The sequence below is a fragment of the Candidatus Woesearchaeota archaeon genome, from assembly GCA_016187565.1.
Lineage (GTDB): Archaea > Nanobdellota > Nanobdellia > Woesearchaeales > JACPJR01 > JACPJR01.
This window is the reverse complement of record JACPJR010000005.1, coordinates 26,460-45,114: the sequence shown is the minus strand read 5'-3', so window position 1 is coordinate 45,114 and position 18,655 is coordinate 26,460. Positions and strand designations below refer to the sequence as shown.

Annotated in this window: 15 protein-coding genes; 9 read left to right on the top strand and 6 right to left on the bottom strand. The window is 38.9% G+C overall.

The genetic code is table 11. The features are described from left to right. The first annotated feature begins 83 nt into the window (after window positions 1-83). Window positions 84-1,082, top strand: a complete 999-nt coding sequence (locus HYW21_01500; GenBank protein ID MBI2548003.1) for a hypothetical protein — start codon at window positions 84-86, stop codon at window positions 1,080-1,082. On the opposite strand, the gene HYW21_01495 is transcribed toward HYW21_01500, so the two are convergent. Continuing rightward, window positions 1,067-1,411 carry a hypothetical protein gene (locus tag HYW21_01495; GenBank protein MBI2548002.1) on the bottom strand — a complete coding sequence of 115 codons (345 nt, stop codon included), beginning with the start codon at window positions 1,409-1,411 and terminating at the stop codon, window positions 1,067-1,069. The two genes, HYW21_01500 and HYW21_01495, sit on opposite strands and share 16 nt — an antisense overlap. 98 nt (window positions 1,412-1,509) lie before the next feature. On the opposite strand from HYW21_01495, the gene HYW21_01490 reads away from it, so the two are divergent. Continuing rightward, a complete protein-coding gene (locus HYW21_01490; GenBank protein ID MBI2548001.1) occupies window positions 1,510-2,469 on the top strand; it encodes a winged helix-turn-helix transcriptional regulator in 960 nt (319 codons plus the stop codon). A 154-nt stretch (window positions 2,470-2,623) separates the two neighbouring features. Here HYW21_01490 and HYW21_01485 read toward each other — a convergent pair whose 3' ends face one another. The 5 genes from HYW21_01485 to HYW21_01465 all read right to left on the bottom strand — a co-directional run bounded on the left by HYW21_01485 (window position 2,624) and on the right by HYW21_01465 (window position 9,650). Beyond that, complete coding sequence (locus HYW21_01485; GenBank protein MBI2548000.1) at window positions 2,624-3,988, bottom strand: phosphoglucosamine mutase; 1,365 nt, start codon at window positions 3,986-3,988, stop codon at window positions 2,624-2,626. Window positions 3,989-3,997: 9 nt separating this feature from the next. Next, window positions 3,998-5,782, bottom strand: a complete 1,785-nt coding sequence (gene glmS / locus HYW21_01480) for a glutamine--fructose-6-phosphate transaminase (isomerizing) (protein MBI2547999.1) — start codon at window positions 5,780-5,782, stop codon at window positions 3,998-4,000. A 36-nt stretch (window positions 5,783-5,818) separates the two neighbouring features. Continuing rightward, complete coding sequence (locus HYW21_01475; GenBank protein MBI2547998.1) at window positions 5,819-7,072, bottom strand: NTP transferase domain-containing protein; 1,254 nt, start codon at window positions 7,070-7,072, stop codon at window positions 5,819-5,821. A gap of 106 nt (window positions 7,073-7,178) precedes the next feature. After that, window positions 7,179-8,594: a protease complex subunit PrcB family protein gene (locus HYW21_01470; GenBank protein ID MBI2547997.1), complete on the bottom strand. Its 1,416-nt coding sequence runs from the start codon at window positions 8,592-8,594 to the stop codon at window positions 7,179-7,181. 66 nt (window positions 8,595-8,660) lie between these two features. Further along, window positions 8,661-9,650, bottom strand: a complete 990-nt coding sequence (locus HYW21_01465; GenBank protein ID MBI2547996.1) for a carbohydrate kinase family protein — start codon at window positions 9,648-9,650, stop codon at window positions 8,661-8,663. A gap of 128 nt (window positions 9,651-9,778) precedes the next feature. On the opposite strand from HYW21_01465, the gene HYW21_01460 reads away from it, so the two are divergent. Genes HYW21_01460 through HYW21_01430 form a run of 7 tightly spaced genes read left to right on the top strand, consistent with a single transcriptional unit; the run spans window position 9,779 to window position 18,621 of the window. Further along, window positions 9,779-10,459, top strand: coding sequence for a hypothetical protein (locus HYW21_01460; protein ID MBI2547995.1), 681 nt, complete (start codon window positions 9,779-9,781; stop codon window positions 10,457-10,459). A gap of 1 nt (window position 10,460) precedes the next feature. Then, window positions 10,461-11,075: a hypothetical protein gene (locus HYW21_01455; GenBank protein ID MBI2547994.1), complete on the top strand. Its 615-nt coding sequence runs from the start codon at window positions 10,461-10,463 to the stop codon at window positions 11,073-11,075. 57 nt (window positions 11,076-11,132) lie between these two features. Beyond that, on the top strand, window positions 11,133-11,330 hold the full coding sequence (locus HYW21_01450; GenBank protein ID MBI2547993.1) for a DNA-directed RNA polymerase subunit N: 198 nt from the start codon (window positions 11,133-11,135) through the stop codon (window positions 11,328-11,330). Window positions 11,331-11,385: 55 nt separating this feature from the next. Further along, complete coding sequence (locus HYW21_01445) at window positions 11,386-14,217, top strand: hypothetical protein (protein MBI2547992.1); 2,832 nt, start codon at window positions 11,386-11,388, stop codon at window positions 14,215-14,217. Beyond that, a complete protein-coding gene (locus HYW21_01440) occupies window positions 14,217-16,109 on the top strand; it encodes a hypothetical protein (GenBank protein MBI2547991.1) in 1,893 nt (630 codons plus the stop codon). Before HYW21_01445 ends, HYW21_01440 begins: the two co-directional genes overlap by 1 nt. Before the next feature lie 21 nt (window positions 16,110-16,130). Then, complete coding sequence (locus HYW21_01435) at window positions 16,131-16,853, top strand: glycosyltransferase (GenBank protein ID MBI2547990.1); 723 nt, start codon at window positions 16,131-16,133, stop codon at window positions 16,851-16,853. 52 nt (window positions 16,854-16,905) lie between these two features. Next, window positions 16,906-18,621, top strand: coding sequence for an HAD-IIIA family hydrolase (locus HYW21_01430; protein ID MBI2547989.1), 1,716 nt, complete (start codon window positions 16,906-16,908; stop codon window positions 18,619-18,621). The last annotated feature ends 34 nt before the right edge of the window (window positions 18,622-18,655 follow it).

The following is an 18,655-nucleotide window of genomic DNA, read 5'->3' as shown; positions in this document are numbered from 1 at the left end:
GATTTCATTCTTTATAATACTTTCTATTATAGTCTCAATTGGGAGGATAAACGTTTTTATAGTTACTATGTTTTTACTATTCCATGATAATTGAAATAAATAGAAATGATGTCATCAAAGAACATGGTTCCCCCTCTCAAAAAGATAAGGATCATGCTACAATTGATATGACAACTATGGGAATAATTAAAGAGTTTACTCAGGGACAGTATGTTATTTTACCGAAAGGTATGAGAATCTTGAATGGTATTTATGAAGCATTGCAGAGATATATAGTTAGACCATTAGACTTTGAGGAAGTAGTTCTTCCAAAGATGGCGCCAGTAGATACTTTCAAAAAAGCTTCATTAGTTGATTTTCCTGATGGCAGACAAAGACAAAGCGCATTTCCTTGGTCATGGGATCAATATTTACTTACTGCTCAACCATATGGAGAAACTGAAGGTGTAAGAGGTACTTACATTTGGGACCCATTACAGTGTACTGTTTTTTATCAATTTTTTGAAGGGAAAACTGTAGATGTTTCTGAGGGACCAATAAAATGGTATGATCGCTCTGGACCAACATACCGAAATGAAAGTTTGGATTCTCTTATACCAGGAGTAAAGCAAAGAGAGTTTCACCGATCTGAATTTATTTTCCTAGGAAGTAAGGACAAAGTTATTGAAACTAGAGAACAGATACTAAGACAAATAGAATCTCTTGTTCAAGCATTACATCTTAATTATAGGATCGTTGTTGGTGGATCTTGTCATAGGTTAGAGGATCATGAAGTACGTGAACCTACATCCCTGGAAGATATTCCTGTAAAAGATGTTGAGATCTATTGTCCGGGATATGGATATTTAGAAGTATCAGGTAATGCTATCATGGGAAATGTTCTAACTTCTAGATTTTCAATTAGTGGAAGAAATGGAGAGGAACTTTGGAGTGGCTGTAGTGGTATTGGTTTAAATCGTATGATATATGCTATCGTTTCTAATCAAAGAACAACAGATTTTTCTCCACTTCTTTCTGAAAAACAAAAATCCCAAAAAGAAAATGTAAAACTCTATGAGGGTGGCGCCTATTCTACTCCATAACTCGCTATTCCTCTCTCCAGATCTGACTCTGTTGGAAATCTTACATCAAATGGTTTGTTTTCTGCCGTTGGGTCCCCAGAATGAACCAATCTCTGATATGGGCTTGAAATCAAAGCATCTGAATTAATACCCATTCTTCTGTACGCATCTTGAAGTTCTGGTAAATCTAAAATTCCATTATTATTTCCATTCTTATCAACCTCTTGAGCTAACGTTGTTGATAGTTCTTTTCCTCTATCATATTTCTGCATTACAAATGGTACTGGCGCTGCTAAATATGCCACAATTGCCATTCCTGTTAATAATTTTCTAAGTGTCATATTAATCACTAGGAGGAAGTTATCGGGCACGTTAATAAAAGTTTTCTTACTATTTTTAGCAATAATACGAAAAATATATAAATATTAAGAATAAATGCTAAAATAAAATGGAATTAGATTCCAAAAATAGAAAACTGGTAGCATTATTAGAGGATAATAGTAGAGCTACCCTTTCTGATCTTGCAAAAGAAGTAAAACTATCCCGAGAAGCAATCAATTACAGGATAAAACGGCTTCAAGATAATGGAGTAATCAAATCTTTCATCGCCATGATTGACTTTGCAAAATTAGGATATACTTCTTTCGCATTGTATTTTAAACTTCAAAATGTAACTGATAGAGAGGAAAAAGAAATCATTGAATCATTAAAATTAAACAAGAACATCATTTGGCTTGCCAGTGTTGGCGGAAGTTACGATTTAGTTATTGAGTTAATAGCCAAAGACATTCAGGATTTTAATATACAATACAGCAACTTTCTTTCACAATTTCATAAATTTATTGCACGAAGTGAAGTAATTATCAGATTAGAACAAAATCAATTACCCAGATCTTACATTCACGAAATTAAACAGAGTAATGAAAAGAAAAAAACTTCCACAATAACATTAGATGAGGCTGATAAGAGAATTCTTCTGCTATTATCACAAAATGCAAGAATACCAAACATTGAGATCAGTAAAAAATTGAACATTCCACAAACAACAATTTCTCACAAAATTAAAAACATTCAAAAAAGTGGAATTATCGCAAAATATTCAATTTTCCTTAATCCAAAAAAAATAGGGTATCAGAGCTTCAAGATATTAATTTCTCTTCGTGAGTTTTCGCTAGATGCATCAAAAAAAATTCTAGCATATGCAAAACAAAAAAAAACCATTTATTATTATGTAAAATGTATTGGAAAATGGAACATTGAATTAGAATCAGACGCTAAAGATCTTCAAGATTTCCAACAGACACTCATTGATATTAGAAACCATTTCTCAGACATAATTCAAGATATAGAATTTATTGCCATCTTTGATGAACATAAATATACTTATTTTACTGAGGAAATGTTATAACGGCGCCATCATTTCTTCTTTAAACTGGATGTGGGATTTTTGTCTCTGGATTCTCTTACGCAAGCAATCGGCAATTCAAAAACTCTGCGCACCTAACGGTGCTTACAGGGGGATAAACCCCCTGAAACATAACATCGTTTTACGAGATATGCCATCAACGAAACACTTTTTTGACAAGAGCTGCAATTCGCTCTGCGTCCTGTTGAATGCTCTTTTGGTTTTTTCCCTCAACCATAATGCGGAGCTTCTTTTCAGTTCCCGAATACCTTACTAACAATCTTCCATTATCGCCAAGCTCTTTCGTGATGTGCTGTATTTCTTGGTTGAGACCAGGAATCTGTTCTAAAGGCTTTTTCTCAGGGACTTCTACGTTAATGAGAACTTGCGGATATTTTCTCATCCCTTTGAGGAGGGTAGATAGTTTTTCTTTTTTTTCATGCATAAGACGCAGAACCTGTAATGCGGTTAAGGTACCATCCCCTGTTGTACTGTACTCTCCAAAAATAATATGGCCTGATTGTTCTCCTCCGAAGGTATAGTGGTGTTTTCGCATTTCATCAATGACATAACGATCGCCAACATCAGTTTCAACAACGGTAATTCCTAAAGATCGCATAGCAACTTTCAACCCAACATTGCTCATAACCGTGGTAACAAGCGTATTTTTGTGAAGTCTTCCCTCTTTCTGTAGGGCTGCTGCACAGAGCGCCATGACCTGATCACCATCGACGTTCTCTCCTTTCTCGTCAACGAAAACAACCCGATCAGCATCACCATCAAGCGCAATACCCATATCAGCTTTTTCCTTCAGTACAGTGTTACGAATAACCTGAGGATGGAGTGCACCACAGGTATCATTGATGTTTAATCCATTAGGCGTATTATGAATGACAATAACCTCTGCACCTAATTCACGCAAAACTGAAGGAGTGATGCGATAGGCAGCGCCGTTCGCACAGTCAAGAACAATTTTTAATCCAACTAAGGAGTGATTTTGAATGGTATGCTTGAGGAACTCGCTGTATCTTCCCCGTGCGTCTTCAATATGATATGCTTTCCCTAACTGATTTGTTCCTATATGATCACAGGTAATCTCTTCAGCAAAAAAAACCTGTTCGATAGCTTCTTCGGCAGCATCAGAGAGCTTATAACCATCATCGGTAAAGAATTTAATACCATTATCATGCGCTGGGTTGTGCGATGCTGAGATAACAATACCTGCATCCGCAGCAAATGATTTAGTGAGATGAGCAAGACCTGGCGTTGGCATTGGTCCAACAAGGAGAACATCAACTCCCATAGAGATCAGACCTGCGGTAAGGGCAGTCTCGAACATATAACCACTAAGCCTCGTATCTTTACCAATGATAACACGGTGGTGATGCTGGCGCTGAGCACATTCTTTAACAACAAATGCTTTTGCAAAGCTTTTTCCTAAGCGGAGGGCAACCTCTGGTGTCATGGGATAGACATTAGCTTTTCCCCGAATACCGTCAGTGCCAAAAAGTTTTCGTGTCATAATATCCCCTTATTTTACGGTAACTGATTTTGCCAAATTTCTTGGTTTGTCAGGATCACAGTGACGAGCTAATGCAAGATAGTAAGCGAGCAGTTGTATGGGAATAATCATGAGGAGTGGATTTGCAGTCCCAACTTCAGGAACTTCGAGAAAGAAATCATAGAGCTCATTCTGTTGGCTATTAATCCCGATAATATATCCTCCTCGTGCCTTCACTTCCATCGTGTTGCTCAGGATAAGATTCCGCGTAGCATCTGTTGTCAGAACAATGACCGGAATACCATCCTCAATAAGTGCAATGGTACCATGCTTTAATTCTCCACCCGCAAAACCTTCAGCATGGATATAGCTAACCTCTTTTATTTTTAGCGCACCTTCAAGAGCACTGGGATAGGCTAGATCTCTACCAATTAGAAAGAGATCTCTTTTGTCCTTAAGAGCAGAGGCAAGCTTCTTTATCTTTGGGCTGTTGTTTTCAATGATTTGTTTTACCTGTTTTCTTGCATGCTCGATCAATGTCTTGCCTTCTTCCTCTTTTCCGGCAAGAGCATAGGCAAGGAGAAGAAGAATAGCTAGTTGTGAGGTGTAACTTTTCGTACTCAAGACACAGATCTCTGGGCCTGCATTCATCGTCATGGTTTGATCAGACATCCGTGCCAATGATGATCCAACAACATTGACAATGCTGACGATTGTTACGTTCTTTTGTTTTGCGGTTTTTACTGCATCAAGGAGATCAGCAGTTTCTCCACTCTGTGAAACAGCAATCATTAATGTTTTCTCTGTTAAGAATTCTTCATAATTCATGAATTCGCTTGCAAGCACCACATTAACATGCATATGAGCAACATGTGAAAAGGTGTAAGCTGCTGAGACACAGGCATGATAACTCGTGCCACACCCGACAAAAAAAACACCACGTGCTTTTGTAATGCGTTCAGTAACTTTTTCAAGTACTCCATGATCCTGTTCAAGCGCGCTCTTTAAGGTAAATTCCTGTTCATGAATCTCCTTCAACATAAAATGGGGGTAGTCTCCTTTTTGTGCTTGCTCAACATTCCAGGTAACATGGTGGATTTTTTTCGTGATTTCTTTAGTGGTATGGATATTTTTTACGATAACAGCTGCAGAGCGTGTTTCATTGCCAGAAATGGCAATCTCATCATCATCAAGGTAGATAACATTCTTTGTGTAGGCGAGGAATGCCGGCACATCTGAAGCAAAAAAAAGCTCATCATTTTTCTCTCCAATACCAACCACCAGAGGACTTCCACGACGAGCTCCGATCATCGTATTGGATTCAGCATGGAGCGCAACAATGGCAAAATAGCCATCAATAGCCTTTACGGTTGCGGTTACCGCATCTACAAATGACTTACCGTTACTCATCTCCTGTTGAATGTAGTTAGGAATAATCTCAGTATCAGTGCTACTACGGAAGGTGTAGCCTTTTTTGAGAAGCATCTGCTTGAGCTTCTGGAAATTTTCCACAATACCATTATGCACCACCGCTATTTTATTGTCCATAGAAGCATGCGGATGCGCATTTGCTTCAGAAACATTGCCGTGAGTAGCCCATCGTGTATGACCGACGGAAATCGATGATTCAGGTAAGTGAAGGTCAGATAAAGAAACACTTCCAATCTTTCCTACATGTTTTACAATATGAATCTTATGGGCATTTTTTGTTGCAATTCCCCAAGAATCATACCCACGGTACTCAAGACTTTTAAGACCCTTCAGTACAACATCATTTGCATTTCGAGGTCCTTTGTAGCCAATAATTCCGCACATGTTGTCACCGTTTATTTTACGTAACGTTGATACTCTTTACATGATATCTTTGCTAACAATATCTCCGGGAAGGGTTGATTTCCATGGCCATATCTTTCTTCCTGGGTAAATGGAGGTATTGATTCCAGTATGCACTTCATCTCCAATAATTGCACCAAGCTTTCTTCTTCCGGTGTCACATTTCTCTCCATTGTGCATGGCTTGAATGTTTTGATTATCGTGTCTGAGATTTGCCGTAATCGTTCCAGCACCAAGGTTTACTCCCTCTCCAAGAATAGAATCACCAATATAACTAAGGTGAGGTACATTACTGTTGTCCATGATAATCGTATTTTTTATCTCCACTGCCTGTCCGATATGGCATTTGTTTCCAATAGTGGTGTAGGGACGAAGATAACTGTTCGGCCCAATTTTACAATTTTCGCCGATCATTACCGGGCCTTCAATATATGTTCCCGATCTAATGACCGTGCCTTTCCCTACTGAAACAGGCCCATTGATAACAACATTCTTTTCAATGGTGGCTTCACGTTTTATATCCATCTCTTTCAGGAAGTGTTCATTTGCAGCGAGAAGATCCCAAGGAAATCCTATGGGCAACCATTGGTTTGCATGAGTGCATGCTACTTCTCGTGCAGCTATCATCTGATGTAATGCTTCGGGAAGTTCGTATTCTCCTCTATGAGATTTGGCTACTGAACGAAGATAGGCAAAAATTTCTGTATCAAAGGTATAGGCCCCAATACTCGCAAGATTGGAGATAAATGTTTTGGGTTTCTCGACAATTTTGGTTACCTTTCCAGCATCTTCAAGAACAACCCCAAATATTTCTGGATTAGGTACTTTCTTCACAAGGATGGCAAGGGGATGCTGAAAGCAGGCTTTAAGATCTTCTTTGAAAAAAATATCATCACCAACCATCACCAGAAAGCTTCCTTTCAGGTTCTTTCGTACATGCTGCTCTGCTTGCAAAAGCGCGTGTCCTGTACCAAGTTGTTCTTCTTGGGTAACATAGGTCAGCGTGAGCTTTCCATAATGGCTACCAAAAGCATTTCGAATCTGCTCTTTTGCATAGCCAACAACTAAGATCACTTCATCAACAACACCTTGAAGCTGTTCAAGATTATAGGTTAGCAGTGTTTTTCCTGCGACCGGCAGAAGTGCCTTTGGCCTTGTAAGCGTTAACGGGTACATCCGCGTTGCTTTTCCTGCTGCTAAAATAACTGCTTTCTTTGCCATAGGAATCAGATCTACGAGTATAATAACACGTTGCCAACAAGGGGTTATCACATCTATATATAGTTAACTCAAAAATAGAAACTTTGAGTGACTATAACTTTTTGGTGATAGGTATTATATGAACAGAGAAAAGAAGAACAACAATAAATGTAACTCTTTATTTATTTTCAAAATTATCTCGCATGCCTCTTAAGGTTGTCAAGAAGGTGTAGATTTCAGGGACAGAGGAACCATATTCAAAGGTTACTCTTTTTGATTCATTTTCTTCCACGATTTCGATCCATTCGGCTCCACCGTCAAGACAGTCAGGACATCCTATTCTTTCAGGTAATGCGTAAAAAGCTTCTAAATCTACCACCTTCAATAATTCGATCCATTGTTGTGTGGTGAACGGATCGGTATCATTTATGTCAGGAAGTGAATAATTAGTATTATATTTGGAATAGGTAATTTTGGTAATTTCAGGTGGGGGCATAATGGTAAGTTCTCTTTTACAGTACCCTCTGCACTCGCCAAACGACGTACCATACTTAATTGTTTTGATAGGGCTCTCCAAATAATTCAGCTTTTTTTGGGGGATGTGTTCCTCTGAAAAAAACGTAACTGTATAGTTGTCAGGAATGGCTGGTACCAGAATGAGGTGGAACTTTCTTACCCACGGTTCACAGGACCCAGATTCTCTAACACTGGTGATGTACATCCGTTGGTTATGTTTTTGGTCATCATAGACTTGGTTATCATATTCCTGAGTACAACCAGATCCTTGCGTATACTGCCCAAGAAGCGCATATCCATTAAAGTCAACTTTAGGAAAATCCTCTGGACAATCAAAGTACTCTTCGATAAGATGCTCATACTCTTCTTGAGTCTCAACGACAACTTTTGCTGAGTTTGGCAGTTTTGGCGAACAGCCAACAATTACACTTTCAAAGGAAATTTTCTCAAGTCCTTGTTGTTTCAATCGTTCATCACGAATGTAGGGAGTATACTTACGGATGTGAGTGAAGAGTACTTCTTTAGTCGTTTTTTTGGTGACCACTAGATGTGCAGGATAGGTAATAACATCAGCTACAGTATGACGAGGATTTGGAAACGTTTCGGTAACAAAGACATTAAACGTAGTTGTGTTCTCATCGATACTTATTATCTCAATGTCATAGCCCGAAGAACTTTGCCTGCCCATAAAGACAGCTATAATCATCTCTTCTTCGAAATCTATTGTCCGTAGATTTGTGCTGTTTCGCCAAGAGGGATTAATAATGTCCAAAAGTGCTTCCCAGCTTGCTTGATCGGTAATCACATAGTTCTTTCGGTCATTATGGGGTCGAAGATCGTATCGAGATATAGTCTCGAAGGTTACTTCGGTGTTTGGTGGTGTTAGGTTTAACTCCACCGTGGGAGTTGCATTCGTATTATTCTGATGAGATTCTAAAAAAGGGTCAGGGATAGTATTGTTCTCTTCCTCAATGTTTTGAATCAGTTCAGGAGCTTTTTGACTACTACAACCTCCAAGAAGGACTAGCACTACAAACCCAAGTAGTATCTCTGATAGTAGTATCTTTGATGCATGCATATCCTGTGGAATTGGCTGGAGTTTATATAAACATTTCTAAATAGCAAGAATTCTTCAGGAATAGGGTTATGACAGCCGTTCCTTCTTAATCTTTCCTGGATTTTGTTTAATAGTTTGGAGGATTTCTTTCCACGACAGGAGTTTGTTCTTTGCTCCATAATGCATAATTACTGATTCTGCATTGGCCAGGCCCATTTGAAGTGCAAAAGGAATAGGCTTTCCTTTGAGAATCCCTGCAACAAACGAAGAGGCAAAGGCATCTCCTGCTCCGGTTGTTTCTTTAATCTTAACCCCATGGGGAATGATGGTGTACTTGTCTTTTCCATCATAGGCATAAGCACCATTTTTTCCATCAGTGATGACAACAACACCTTCAGGAGTAATGAGGGATTTTAATAGCTGTAGCTGTTTCTCAATCGTCCCCTCTCCGACTAAAAGTGTAGCTTCCTCTTTATTCATAATCAAAACATAAAGGCTTGGGTAGAGTGGCCTTAAGAAATCTTTTCCTTTGGCACAGATGAAGTTACTAGGATTAAATGCACACGGAATGTTATTCTTTGCTGCAAATCGTGCTAGTTTTTCCAATGTGTTATATGCCTCTCCGGTCATTGAGCAAAAATAAAACCATGACGCACGAAGATTACGTGGCTTGCACTCTTTAAAGCTCAGTGTTTCATTTGCCCCTCGATAGGTTAAGATGGTTCTGTCGTGTTCAATACTGTCAAGAATAACTGAATAACCTGTTGGTAGAGATCCTTTCGTGCCAAGAAAGGTGATTTTCTCCTGTTTGAGTTCCCTAAGAATCTGTTCACCATTCGTGTCATTGCCAATCTTTCCCAGATATCCTGTTTTTAATCCTAAGCGAGCAAAAGAAACAGCCGTATTTGTGCCTCCGCCTCCGGTGAAAAATTGTAGTTCTTTGATAATAATCTTTGAACCAACAGGATAGGCTAAGAGATCTTCCTCTGTTTTAAGCGTGTAAATCTTAATAAGTTCAGAGTCGGTGTTGACAAACACATCAAGGGTGTTGGATCCAACCGTAATGACGTCAAACATGCTTATCTCTGAGAAGACAGGATATATAAATCTTCCTTAAGTGCAAGGAGTGAACTTCTAGCTTTCACGTATATCCACTAGACCAACTGTAGCAATTTATTTATAAATAAATAGAAAAGTTTATATATATGTTTACCATTCTACTTTATACACCAAATACCCTAGTAGACCTTAACATGAATACGATACCAACACCGTTTCCAAGAAGGATGAAAACAATTAAAGTAGAGTCTCGAGTGTGGGATACGCTTAGGCATTTGAAAGGAGAAAACGATAGTTTTAATGATGTGATTAGAGAACTGCTTCAAGAGCGAAGTCAATCTGTGGGAGATAGTAACCTTAAGGCAATTCAGTACAAAAGGAAAGTTGGATTCTTCACGCTCGCTTATGGTGAGTCCATTGCTTTTGAATATGAATATAACGATGTAAAATCAAACAAAGAAGATTTTATTCTTGACCTAAAGATAAAAAAAATTTTCTTTAGGAAACAAGTGTTATCACCATCAACCTTCTTTGGAGTAGACAATATACACAAGCATTATTCAAGGTTTTTTATGGAAGTATATATCGGTGCACTCAGCCTGGCTCTCTATAGAGAATTTAGAATAAAAGTTTTACACGAATTGAGTATTGGTTATTACCGTCAATTGTATTATGATGGTAATCTAAGCGAGGAATCTTTTCATGCGGATATTGAAGAACCTCTTAGACTAAGTGAAGTTGAAATTCCACCAGAAGCATGGAAGCAGAGAATACAGAAATCGTTAGCCGCAAAGTTTCAAAAAGAACAAGGAATTACCTTTAAGTAAGATGAAGCCATTTCATTTCACAAAGATTTATTTCAGGAAATATATCCTCGATGATCCAGACTCAAAAATACGGGTAGTTATTAAAGAGAAACCAAGTATAGAAATCACCGAGGAGGATTATTCCTTAAGGATTACAACAAGATATGAATATGCAAAGATAATACATAGAGATTATGCTATTGAGCACCATTTACCTCCTGCAAAGCACGCGTTCCCACATCTACAGTTTAAGTTTCATACAGAAGGGATTGGACAACTTCGAATTCGCATTGATGTGTTGAATGAAGAAGAATATCGGAAGGCAATATTAGGATTTATTTATCTAACAAAAAATATTTTGGGTGAGTTGGAACAATTTAGGGATGGAATCACGAATGAAATCTTAGTGCTTGATTTAGTAGCTAAACTAGATAAAGAGAGCAAATTTTTATTACAGAAGATTCAACAAGGAATACAAAAATACGCGTTAGAATTTGATAAAGGATCGTCTCAGGAAAAAATACAGGCATTAGGAAATCATCCCTTACTTCTTTCGTTTATTGGAAAGACAACAATGAAAACCATGCAGGAGACTTATGCTGCTCATGGAAGAAAAGATTCTACGAAACCTTTATAAAGATCCATCAAATCCTGTTTCTGTTTTTGTTGACAATACGGCAGGGGGGTAGTTACCATGATGATTCCAATTCGATGTGTGAGTTGCGGAAAACCGGTAGCTCATCTTTGGGAAGAGTATCAAGAACGTGTAACGAGCGGAGAAGACCGGAAGAAAGTAATGGATAGTTTAGGCTTGGAGCGCTATTGCTGTAGAGGACTCTTCTTAGGTCATGTTGATCTGGTAGACACCGCAGCAAAATTTAAGAAGTTTTGAACTCTTAACGAGGGAAAAACCATTTTTATTCATACCTGTTATCACACTAGACCAGATGACAACCGATAAGCATGTTCCAGAAGAAGAGGAGATTGTTGTTGATTTTTCTAAGATAAAGCAATGGTTTCATAAGAAAGGAAGTGCTGCAGGCAAGCAGGATAATGCTGGGGCAAAAGAACCAAAACAAGAAGGTTCAGAGGAAGTTAAGATTGACTTTGGCCGATTCTGGCAGATTGCCAAGAAATATTCACCTATTTTTTTAATCCTTATTCCCCTTATTTTCTCAATCTATCTCAGAGTCCAGCCAGCCTACTTACCTATTACTGATCAATGGGCAGCTTCTGCGGTTTATGAAAACCTACGAAATCAAATAGGTGTGCAGATCAATCAGCAGTATCCTAATCTTCCTGAACAGACTCGGAGTACACTTGTTGAGCAAGAACTGCAAAAAATTCGTACTGAACGGGGACAAGAACTTGACCAGCAGATTCAGCAGACCTCAATGTATTTTAAGTCGCAATTCCAAGATGAAAACGGCTTAACGTATCTTCTCTCTATTGATCCTTACTTTTTTCAGCGCCATATTGAAAATTACCTCCAGTACGGTCATGCAGGAACAACCTATCTCGATCCAAGCCAGGTACCTGAAGCTGTTGATTTAATGTATCCAAATGATGCATATGCATCAAAAAAGGAAAAAATCAGCTGGGATGGAGAACGTATGGCTCCTATCGGCTCACAGACAGAGATGACCTTCCATACCTATTTTGGTGCTTATGTCTACAAAATTGTCCATGTTTTTAACCCTGATGTAACACTTGTGGGAACTTTCTTTTATGCTCCGGTCATTATTTCAGCATTAGCCGTTATTCCAGCCTTTTTTATTGGAAGAAAATTAAGCAATAATTTTGGTGGCTTTGTTGCTGCATTTCTTGTTGCTGTTCATCCTGCGTTTTTAGGAAGAACTATAGGGGGGGCCCCAGATACAGATCCGTACCCTGTTTTCTTTCCGCTCCTTATCACCTGGCTTTCATTACAGGCATTTGAAACTGACAATCTCAAGTTAAAAACCCTTCTTGCAAGCCTTACCGGACTAAGCGTTGGTCTCTTTGCGTTTGCCTGGGGAGGCTGGTGGTATATTTTTGATTTTATCCTTGCAACGATGGGATTATATCTTCTCTATCTTGCCATACGTCATTTTGATCTTCTCAAAAAGAATGTTCGAGAATTTCTCTTGTATCCACACATAAAAAATACGCTGCTCTTTGTTGCTCTTTACCTTGTTTTTTCCGGTATCTTTGTAACACTTTTTTACAACGTGGATGTGTTTCTTTCTGCCTTTACCAGCCCTTTGAGTTTTACCCTTATTAAGGCTGTGGCAAAGACAACACTTTGGCCAAATATTCAGACAACGGTTGCTGAACTTAATGAAGCCTCATTTAGGGACATTGTCCAAAATCTTGGGGGAAATCTTCTTTTTGCCCTTGCGCTTGTTGGTATTGTTCTGAGCTTTTTTAAGAAGGATGCACAGGGAAGGCGCGACATCTATGTGAAGAATGCTCTTCTTCTCACGCTATGGTTTATTGGAACGATCTATGCAAGTACTAAAGGAGTAAGGTTCATCATGCTTCTTGTTCCTGCATTTGCCATTGCCCTTGGGTGCGGATTGGGAATCCTGTATCAGACTATTAGTTCATGGGTTAGTCGAGAATTAAAAGTTAATCTCTTCTTCGCAAGACTTATTATGATCTTTTTGTTGTTACTCCTCCTCATTAAGCCCTTAAATGCAGCACGAAGTCTGGCTGTTAGCGAAATCCCGAACATTCACGATGCATGGTATGATTCCCTTATTGAAATTAAAGAAAAGACGCCTCCTGATGCTATTGTTAATTCCTGGTGGGACTTCGGTCATTGGTTTATTACATTAACAGATAGAAGAGTTACCTTTGATGGCGCTGGCCAAGATACGCATATGGCCTATTGGGTTGGAAAAAGCCTTCTTACTGATGACGAGAGAAAGACCGTTGGAATCCTCCGTATGGTCGATTGTGGCAATAATGATGCATTCTGGAAGTTAGATAGTTACCTCAATGATACGGTTAAATCAATTGATATTTTAAATGAAATTATTCTCCTTGACCGAGCTGCAGCAGCCAAGGTATTAGCTACTTACCTTGAGCCAGATCAAGTTGAGGGAGTCCTTCAATATTCGCACTGCCAACCGCCAGAAAATTATTACATTACCAGCGAGGATATGGTTGGTAAAAGTGGTGTATGGGCGCACTTTGGTAGTTGGGACTTTACTCGTGCAAAAATGTACAACCTCGTTAATGGAAAAGATCGAAGTAGTGGTTTGCAGATCCTCCGTGAGGAATTTAACCTTTCTGAACAGGCGGCAACACAGGTTTACCAAGAGATTCAAACAGCAGATCCTAACTATTGGATTGCTCCCTGGCCAAGTTATCTTTCTGGATTAGCCAACTGCGGCAGACGAGACAATGTCACGGTTATGTGTGGTAATGGTCTTGAGCTTAATCTTACAGATTACAATGCATTTGTGAATACTCAAGGAGGAAGGCAACGTCCTCAGTCGTTAGTATACATCGGTAAGGATGGCACTTTTGAAGAGAAGGTGTTTACAGATGCTACGGTTCCTGCAAGTGTACTTCTTATTCCTAGGGGAGATAACTATATCAGTATCTTATCAGCACCTCAATTGGCAAAAAGCACCTTTACAAGATTGTTTTTCTTTGAAGGGGAGGGTATGGACTGTTTTGAACCCTTCAGTCACCGAACTTCCTTTACCGGAGAAGATATCTATGTATGGAAAGTAACGTGGGAATGTCTTGATACGAGCCTTGCTACGAGCGAACAGCCTGAGGGATGATGCTTTCTGGCACAACCTTTATCAAAAAGTGGTATTGTTGGTTCATTCTTTTGTTGATTATAGGAGCTTATTGGATAAACCTTTTTCTGGTAACAAAGGATCTCAAACAGATCCCTACCTGCCTGTATGGCTGTGATTATTATCACGAGAATGGTGCTGTGCTGGATCTCATCAATAATCCTTCACAGACATGGCAAAGCGGCTCACATGGATATCTAGGATTGCCCCAAACAACACCTAAATTTTATTTTTATCTTCGTATGGTTTTCAGTAAACTGTTTGGCCTTGATTTCTTTGAATCATGGAAGGTCGTTCTTCCTCTGTCGTATATTTTTATCGCTGTTGGTCTTGGTGGTTGGTTCTTGCTCTACCGAAAAATATTTACTGGAGAAATAATTGCTCTTCTGTTGGCTGTGCTGACCTTTGAATATACCAATGCCCCTTATTTTAAATACAATGCCATTATGAATGTACTCACACCCTACCTTCTCTTGCATATGCTGGTGTTTTTTGAGCGTTTGCGACTCATTGAATCATACCGTAATCTCTGGGACAAGAAGTTTATACTTATTTCGCTCAGTCTCATGATCTTTTTTATTGTTTATGCACACATCCATGCAATGGCGCCCTTTATCATGTATCTATTCTTCTTTTTTGGATTCTTCTTTTTTGGAGGAATCTCAAAGCAATCATGGAAACTTAAAACGCTTATTGCTTTGCTTATGGTGCTCCTTACTTTAGTCGTTATTCTCTCTCTGGGATGGTGGCGTGAGATTATTTTTACTTACGGAGATGCTATCAACGCCAAAAAGTTTGATGTTCATGTTGATCTGACCAAAAGTGCTAATTATTGGAGATATACGCCCATTTATCTTGGAAGAATCTTTTCATTCAATGGATGGTTGCCAACTGTTTTAACCCTCAGTCTTGTTACGGGTCTTATTTTTTTATTTTTTATGAAAAAAAGTAATCTCCGGCAATATGGGTTGTGGATATTCCTCAGTGTTATGGCTCTTATTTTTCATTATCTCCTTACGGTTCCACTCTTTCACAAGCATCTCAGTACAGGCCACATGATCCCCTTTTTGCTGATGTTTTTTAAGGCTATCTTTCTGGGACTTCTTCTTACCATTCTTTCCCAGGTCCGTTTGTCATCTCTGGAAGGAAAGTGGATTGTCCGAGGTATTGCTGTTATCTTAATCGTAATAGTTTTTCTTACGAATCTGAATGCATTACAAAACCTCAGAAAGGATAGATTCTTTCAGATAGGATATCAGGAGCTACCACCTAACTACAAGGTATTGCAGGAGTTTGTACAACAAGAGAAGATAGATTCAACCAACATGCTTATTCTCTCAACAAATGAGCTCAGTTTTGCTCTTCACGGGCTTCTTGGAGCGAAGTTAATTACTGGAAGACAGTCACATTTTTTTATGTTCGGAGATTTTCAAAACTACTGGATGGATGCAGCGATTATACTCTACGGTAACAATAGTCTAGCCAGAGAGCAGCTTCTGAGAGAATATGCTCGTTATGGCCTTCCGATGTATCTTTATTGGGATGAGTATTGGTTTAACAGTGAATATCTCATCAATGATAAAGGACAACTTGTAGGCTTTTATGATCCTCTTCGATTTGAATATAGTGAAGAAAGACAAAGAATTTTAGATCTTGCTGGTATAACCTATCTTGTCCGAGAAGGCATCTTTGAGCCAAGCGCACAAAATAACCCTGATGCGGTCCGTCTTCAGATTATGTACCTTACGCCTGATAATTATCACAATTTTACTCAGCCATGGAATCCAGATTTAAATAACTACCTTACCGAGGTATGGAGTTATGAATCCAATGGTAGACCTGTTGCAAAATTATACGTCATCAATCTTCCATAGGCTTAACTCCTCAAAACGATCATGAAACAGTACACCCTTTCCATCGTTATCCCAACCTATAGAGAAGAAAAAAATATCGTTCGTTGTATTCAGGAGTCATTGGATTACCTGAGGAAGAATTCAAGAATTCATGCTTTTGAAATTATTTTTGTTGCTGATGATGCTGGTGACAAGACCATTCCTCTTATCCAAGAGCATTTGCCTCATCATCCAGAATTACGGTTACTGGTTAATTCCACCAGACTCCAGAAAGGTTTTTCTGTACGTAAAGGAATGCTTGCAGCACAGTATGATCTTTTACTGTTTTACGATGCAGATTTAAGTACGCCGTTGACCGAAATAGACCATTTTTTTGAATATATCGACCACTATGATATCTGTATTGCCTCTCGTGGCTTAAAGGAATCCCACGTAGAAAAAAAGTGGTCTAAGACATTTCTCAGCAATGGTTTTTCAATGATAAAATATCTTCTTCTGGGACTACCCTATAAGGACACCCAATGCGGATTCAAAATGTTTCACCACAAAACTAAGGTTATATTTGATCGGCAAACCATTAAATCGAGTGCATTCGATGTGGAAATTCTTTATATTGCCAGAAAGATGGGATTTTCAATAAAGGAGATACCTGTACGATGGGTTGATTCAGCTATCAGTAACTTCACTACTTCTCATGTTATTGTCCAATTCCTCAAAGACATGTGGAAAATCAGAACAACCCGATATGATTTCAAAAAGATGTAACTAATCAGTTAATAACTGTTATCCAAAAACAAATAGAAGAGTAGAGCACCTTATGAAAAACACCTACCCCTTTGATCCTTCTCAAAACAAGGTTGTTATTATTGCTGGTGGAAAGGGAACCAGGCTCGGGGAACTTACCAAGACCATACCCAAGCCCTTAGTTCCTTTAGACGGAAAGCCTTTGCTGTGGTATGTACTTACCTATGCACGACAATACGGTTTTTCTTCAATTTTGTTGAAAACAGGATACTTAGCAGAACAGATTCAAGCATACCTCACTGATGGGCATCAATTTCATGCAATGATTGACTATTTCATTGAAAAAGAACCATTAGGAACAGCTGGTGGGCTTCACTTTCTCACCAAGGAAAACGCTCCTGTCCTCATTCTGTATGGTGACGTTCTCAGTACAGTTAATCTCAGAAGACTGTATGAATTTCACCAACAAACAAAAGCACAGGCAACCCTCGTTGTCCATTCTTCGGATCATCCAGAAGACAGCGATGTGGTTCTTCTTGATGATACAAACAGGGTTAAGAAAATAATTCATAAGCCAGGGAATGCTCGTTATGGAACAATGACGAATGCTGCGCTTTATCTTCTTAATCCTGAGTGCTTTTCATTGATTCCTCAACAAGGAACATTTGACTTTGCACGAGACCTTATTCCAGAACTTCTTCACAAGAAAATGGTGGTTTATGGTTATAGGACGGATGAATACATCAGAGATATAGGAACGACACAACGGCTTAAGCAAGCGAGCCAAGATCTTGCTGAAGGTAAAATCCTCAACCGAGTAAGTTCGGTATTTCTTGATCGAGATGGAACTATTAATGCTTATGTGGAGGATTTACATCGCATTGAAGAGGTAAAAGTTCTTTCTGGTGCTGCCCGTGCTATTCGAAGACTTAATGATGCGCATATCCCCGTCATTGTTGCAACAAACCAGCCATCCATTGCTAAGGGATTCTGTGATGTTAAAACAATTGATGCTATTCATGAACTCCTGCAGAAGCTGTTGAGAAAAGCTGGCGCTTATGTTGATGCCATTGAGTATTGTCCTCATCACCCGGAAAAGGGCCATAAGGGGGAAAGACCTGAATACAAAATAGCCTGTACCTGTCGTAAGCCAGCCATAGGTATGCTTCAAAAAGCACAGAAAAGGTACAACCTAGATTTAAGCAGAAGTTTTTTTGTTGGAGATAGTCCTCGGGATGTACTTACCGGAAAAAATGCAGGCTGTCGAACCATTCTACTCCGCTCTGGATGCCCTCTTCCTTTAGGGGATTTGGGTGGTCCTGATTATATCATGAAGGATCTTGCTGAAGCAGTACAATTTATCTGTACCTATAATAGAAGTACTTTTGCAAAGGTTATGAGCGAAATAAAGGAAAAGTTATTTGTGCAGAAACGGGTCCTTGTCCTTATTGATGGATGGACGAAAATAGGACCCGTCTTACTGAGCAAACAGCTTGCTAAATCCCTTAGCAATGAGCATATATCCTCCAAAACTTTTGCTCTTGAGCAGCTTTTGGACAGAAACCTTATTAACCTTACGACCTTTTCATCAGAAAAAAGGGGAAAGAAAGCCAGTCAACTTGCCCCTAATACTCGTCTCGTAATTATCGAGGGAGTTGAGGTACTTACACATAAGCTTTTAGTCAATGATGTAGTTATTCGCATTTTTAATGATGAGGCAAAAACAGCCGTAGAAACGAAAATTCCTTATACCAAATCAACGTGGAAGAAGGCTGATTATATACTTTAAAGTTATATTGATGTCGTTGATTACTATTAATAAT

Bases quoted from the DNA above. Each gene is read 5' to 3' on its own strand.
- HYW21_01490 (MBI2548001.1), top strand. From the start codon at position 1,510: ATGGAATTAGATTCCAAAAATAGAAAACTGGTAGCATTATTAGAGGAT.
- HYW21_01450 (MBI2547993.1), top strand. From the start codon at position 11,133: ATGATGATTCCAATTCGATGTGTGAGTTGCGGAAAACCGGTAGCTCAT.
- HYW21_01470 (MBI2547997.1), bottom strand. From the start codon at position 8,594: ATGCATGCATCAAAGATACTACTATCAGAGATACTACTTGGGTTTGTA.
- glmS (MBI2547999.1), bottom strand. From the start codon at position 5,782: ATGTGCGGAATTATTGGCTACAAAGGACCTCGAAATGCAAATGATGTT.
- HYW21_01440 (MBI2547991.1), top strand. From the start codon at position 14,217: ATGCTTTCTGGCACAACCTTTATCAAAAAGTGGTATTGTTGGTTCATT.
- HYW21_01455 (MBI2547994.1), top strand. From the start codon at position 10,461: ATGAAGCCATTTCATTTCACAAAGATTTATTTCAGGAAATATATCCTC.
- HYW21_01460 (MBI2547995.1), top strand. From the start codon at position 9,779: ATGTTTACCATTCTACTTTATACACCAAATACCCTAGTAGACCTTAAC.
- HYW21_01430 (MBI2547989.1), top strand. From the start codon at position 16,906: ATGAAAAACACCTACCCCTTTGATCCTTCTCAAAACAAGGTTGTTATT.
- HYW21_01500 (MBI2548003.1), top strand. From the start codon at position 84: ATGATAATTGAAATAAATAGAAATGATGTCATCAAAGAACATGGTTCC.
- HYW21_01435 (MBI2547990.1), top strand. From the start codon at position 16,131: ATGAAACAGTACACCCTTTCCATCGTTATCCCAACCTATAGAGAAGAA.
- HYW21_01465 (MBI2547996.1), bottom strand. From the start codon at position 9,650: ATGTTTGACGTCATTACGGTTGGATCCAACACCCTTGATGTGTTTGTC.
- HYW21_01445 (MBI2547992.1), top strand. From the start codon at position 11,386: ATGACAACCGATAAGCATGTTCCAGAAGAAGAGGAGATTGTTGTTGAT.
- HYW21_01485 (MBI2548000.1), bottom strand. From the start codon at position 3,988: ATGACACGAAAACTTTTTGGCACTGACGGTATTCGGGGAAAAGCTAAT.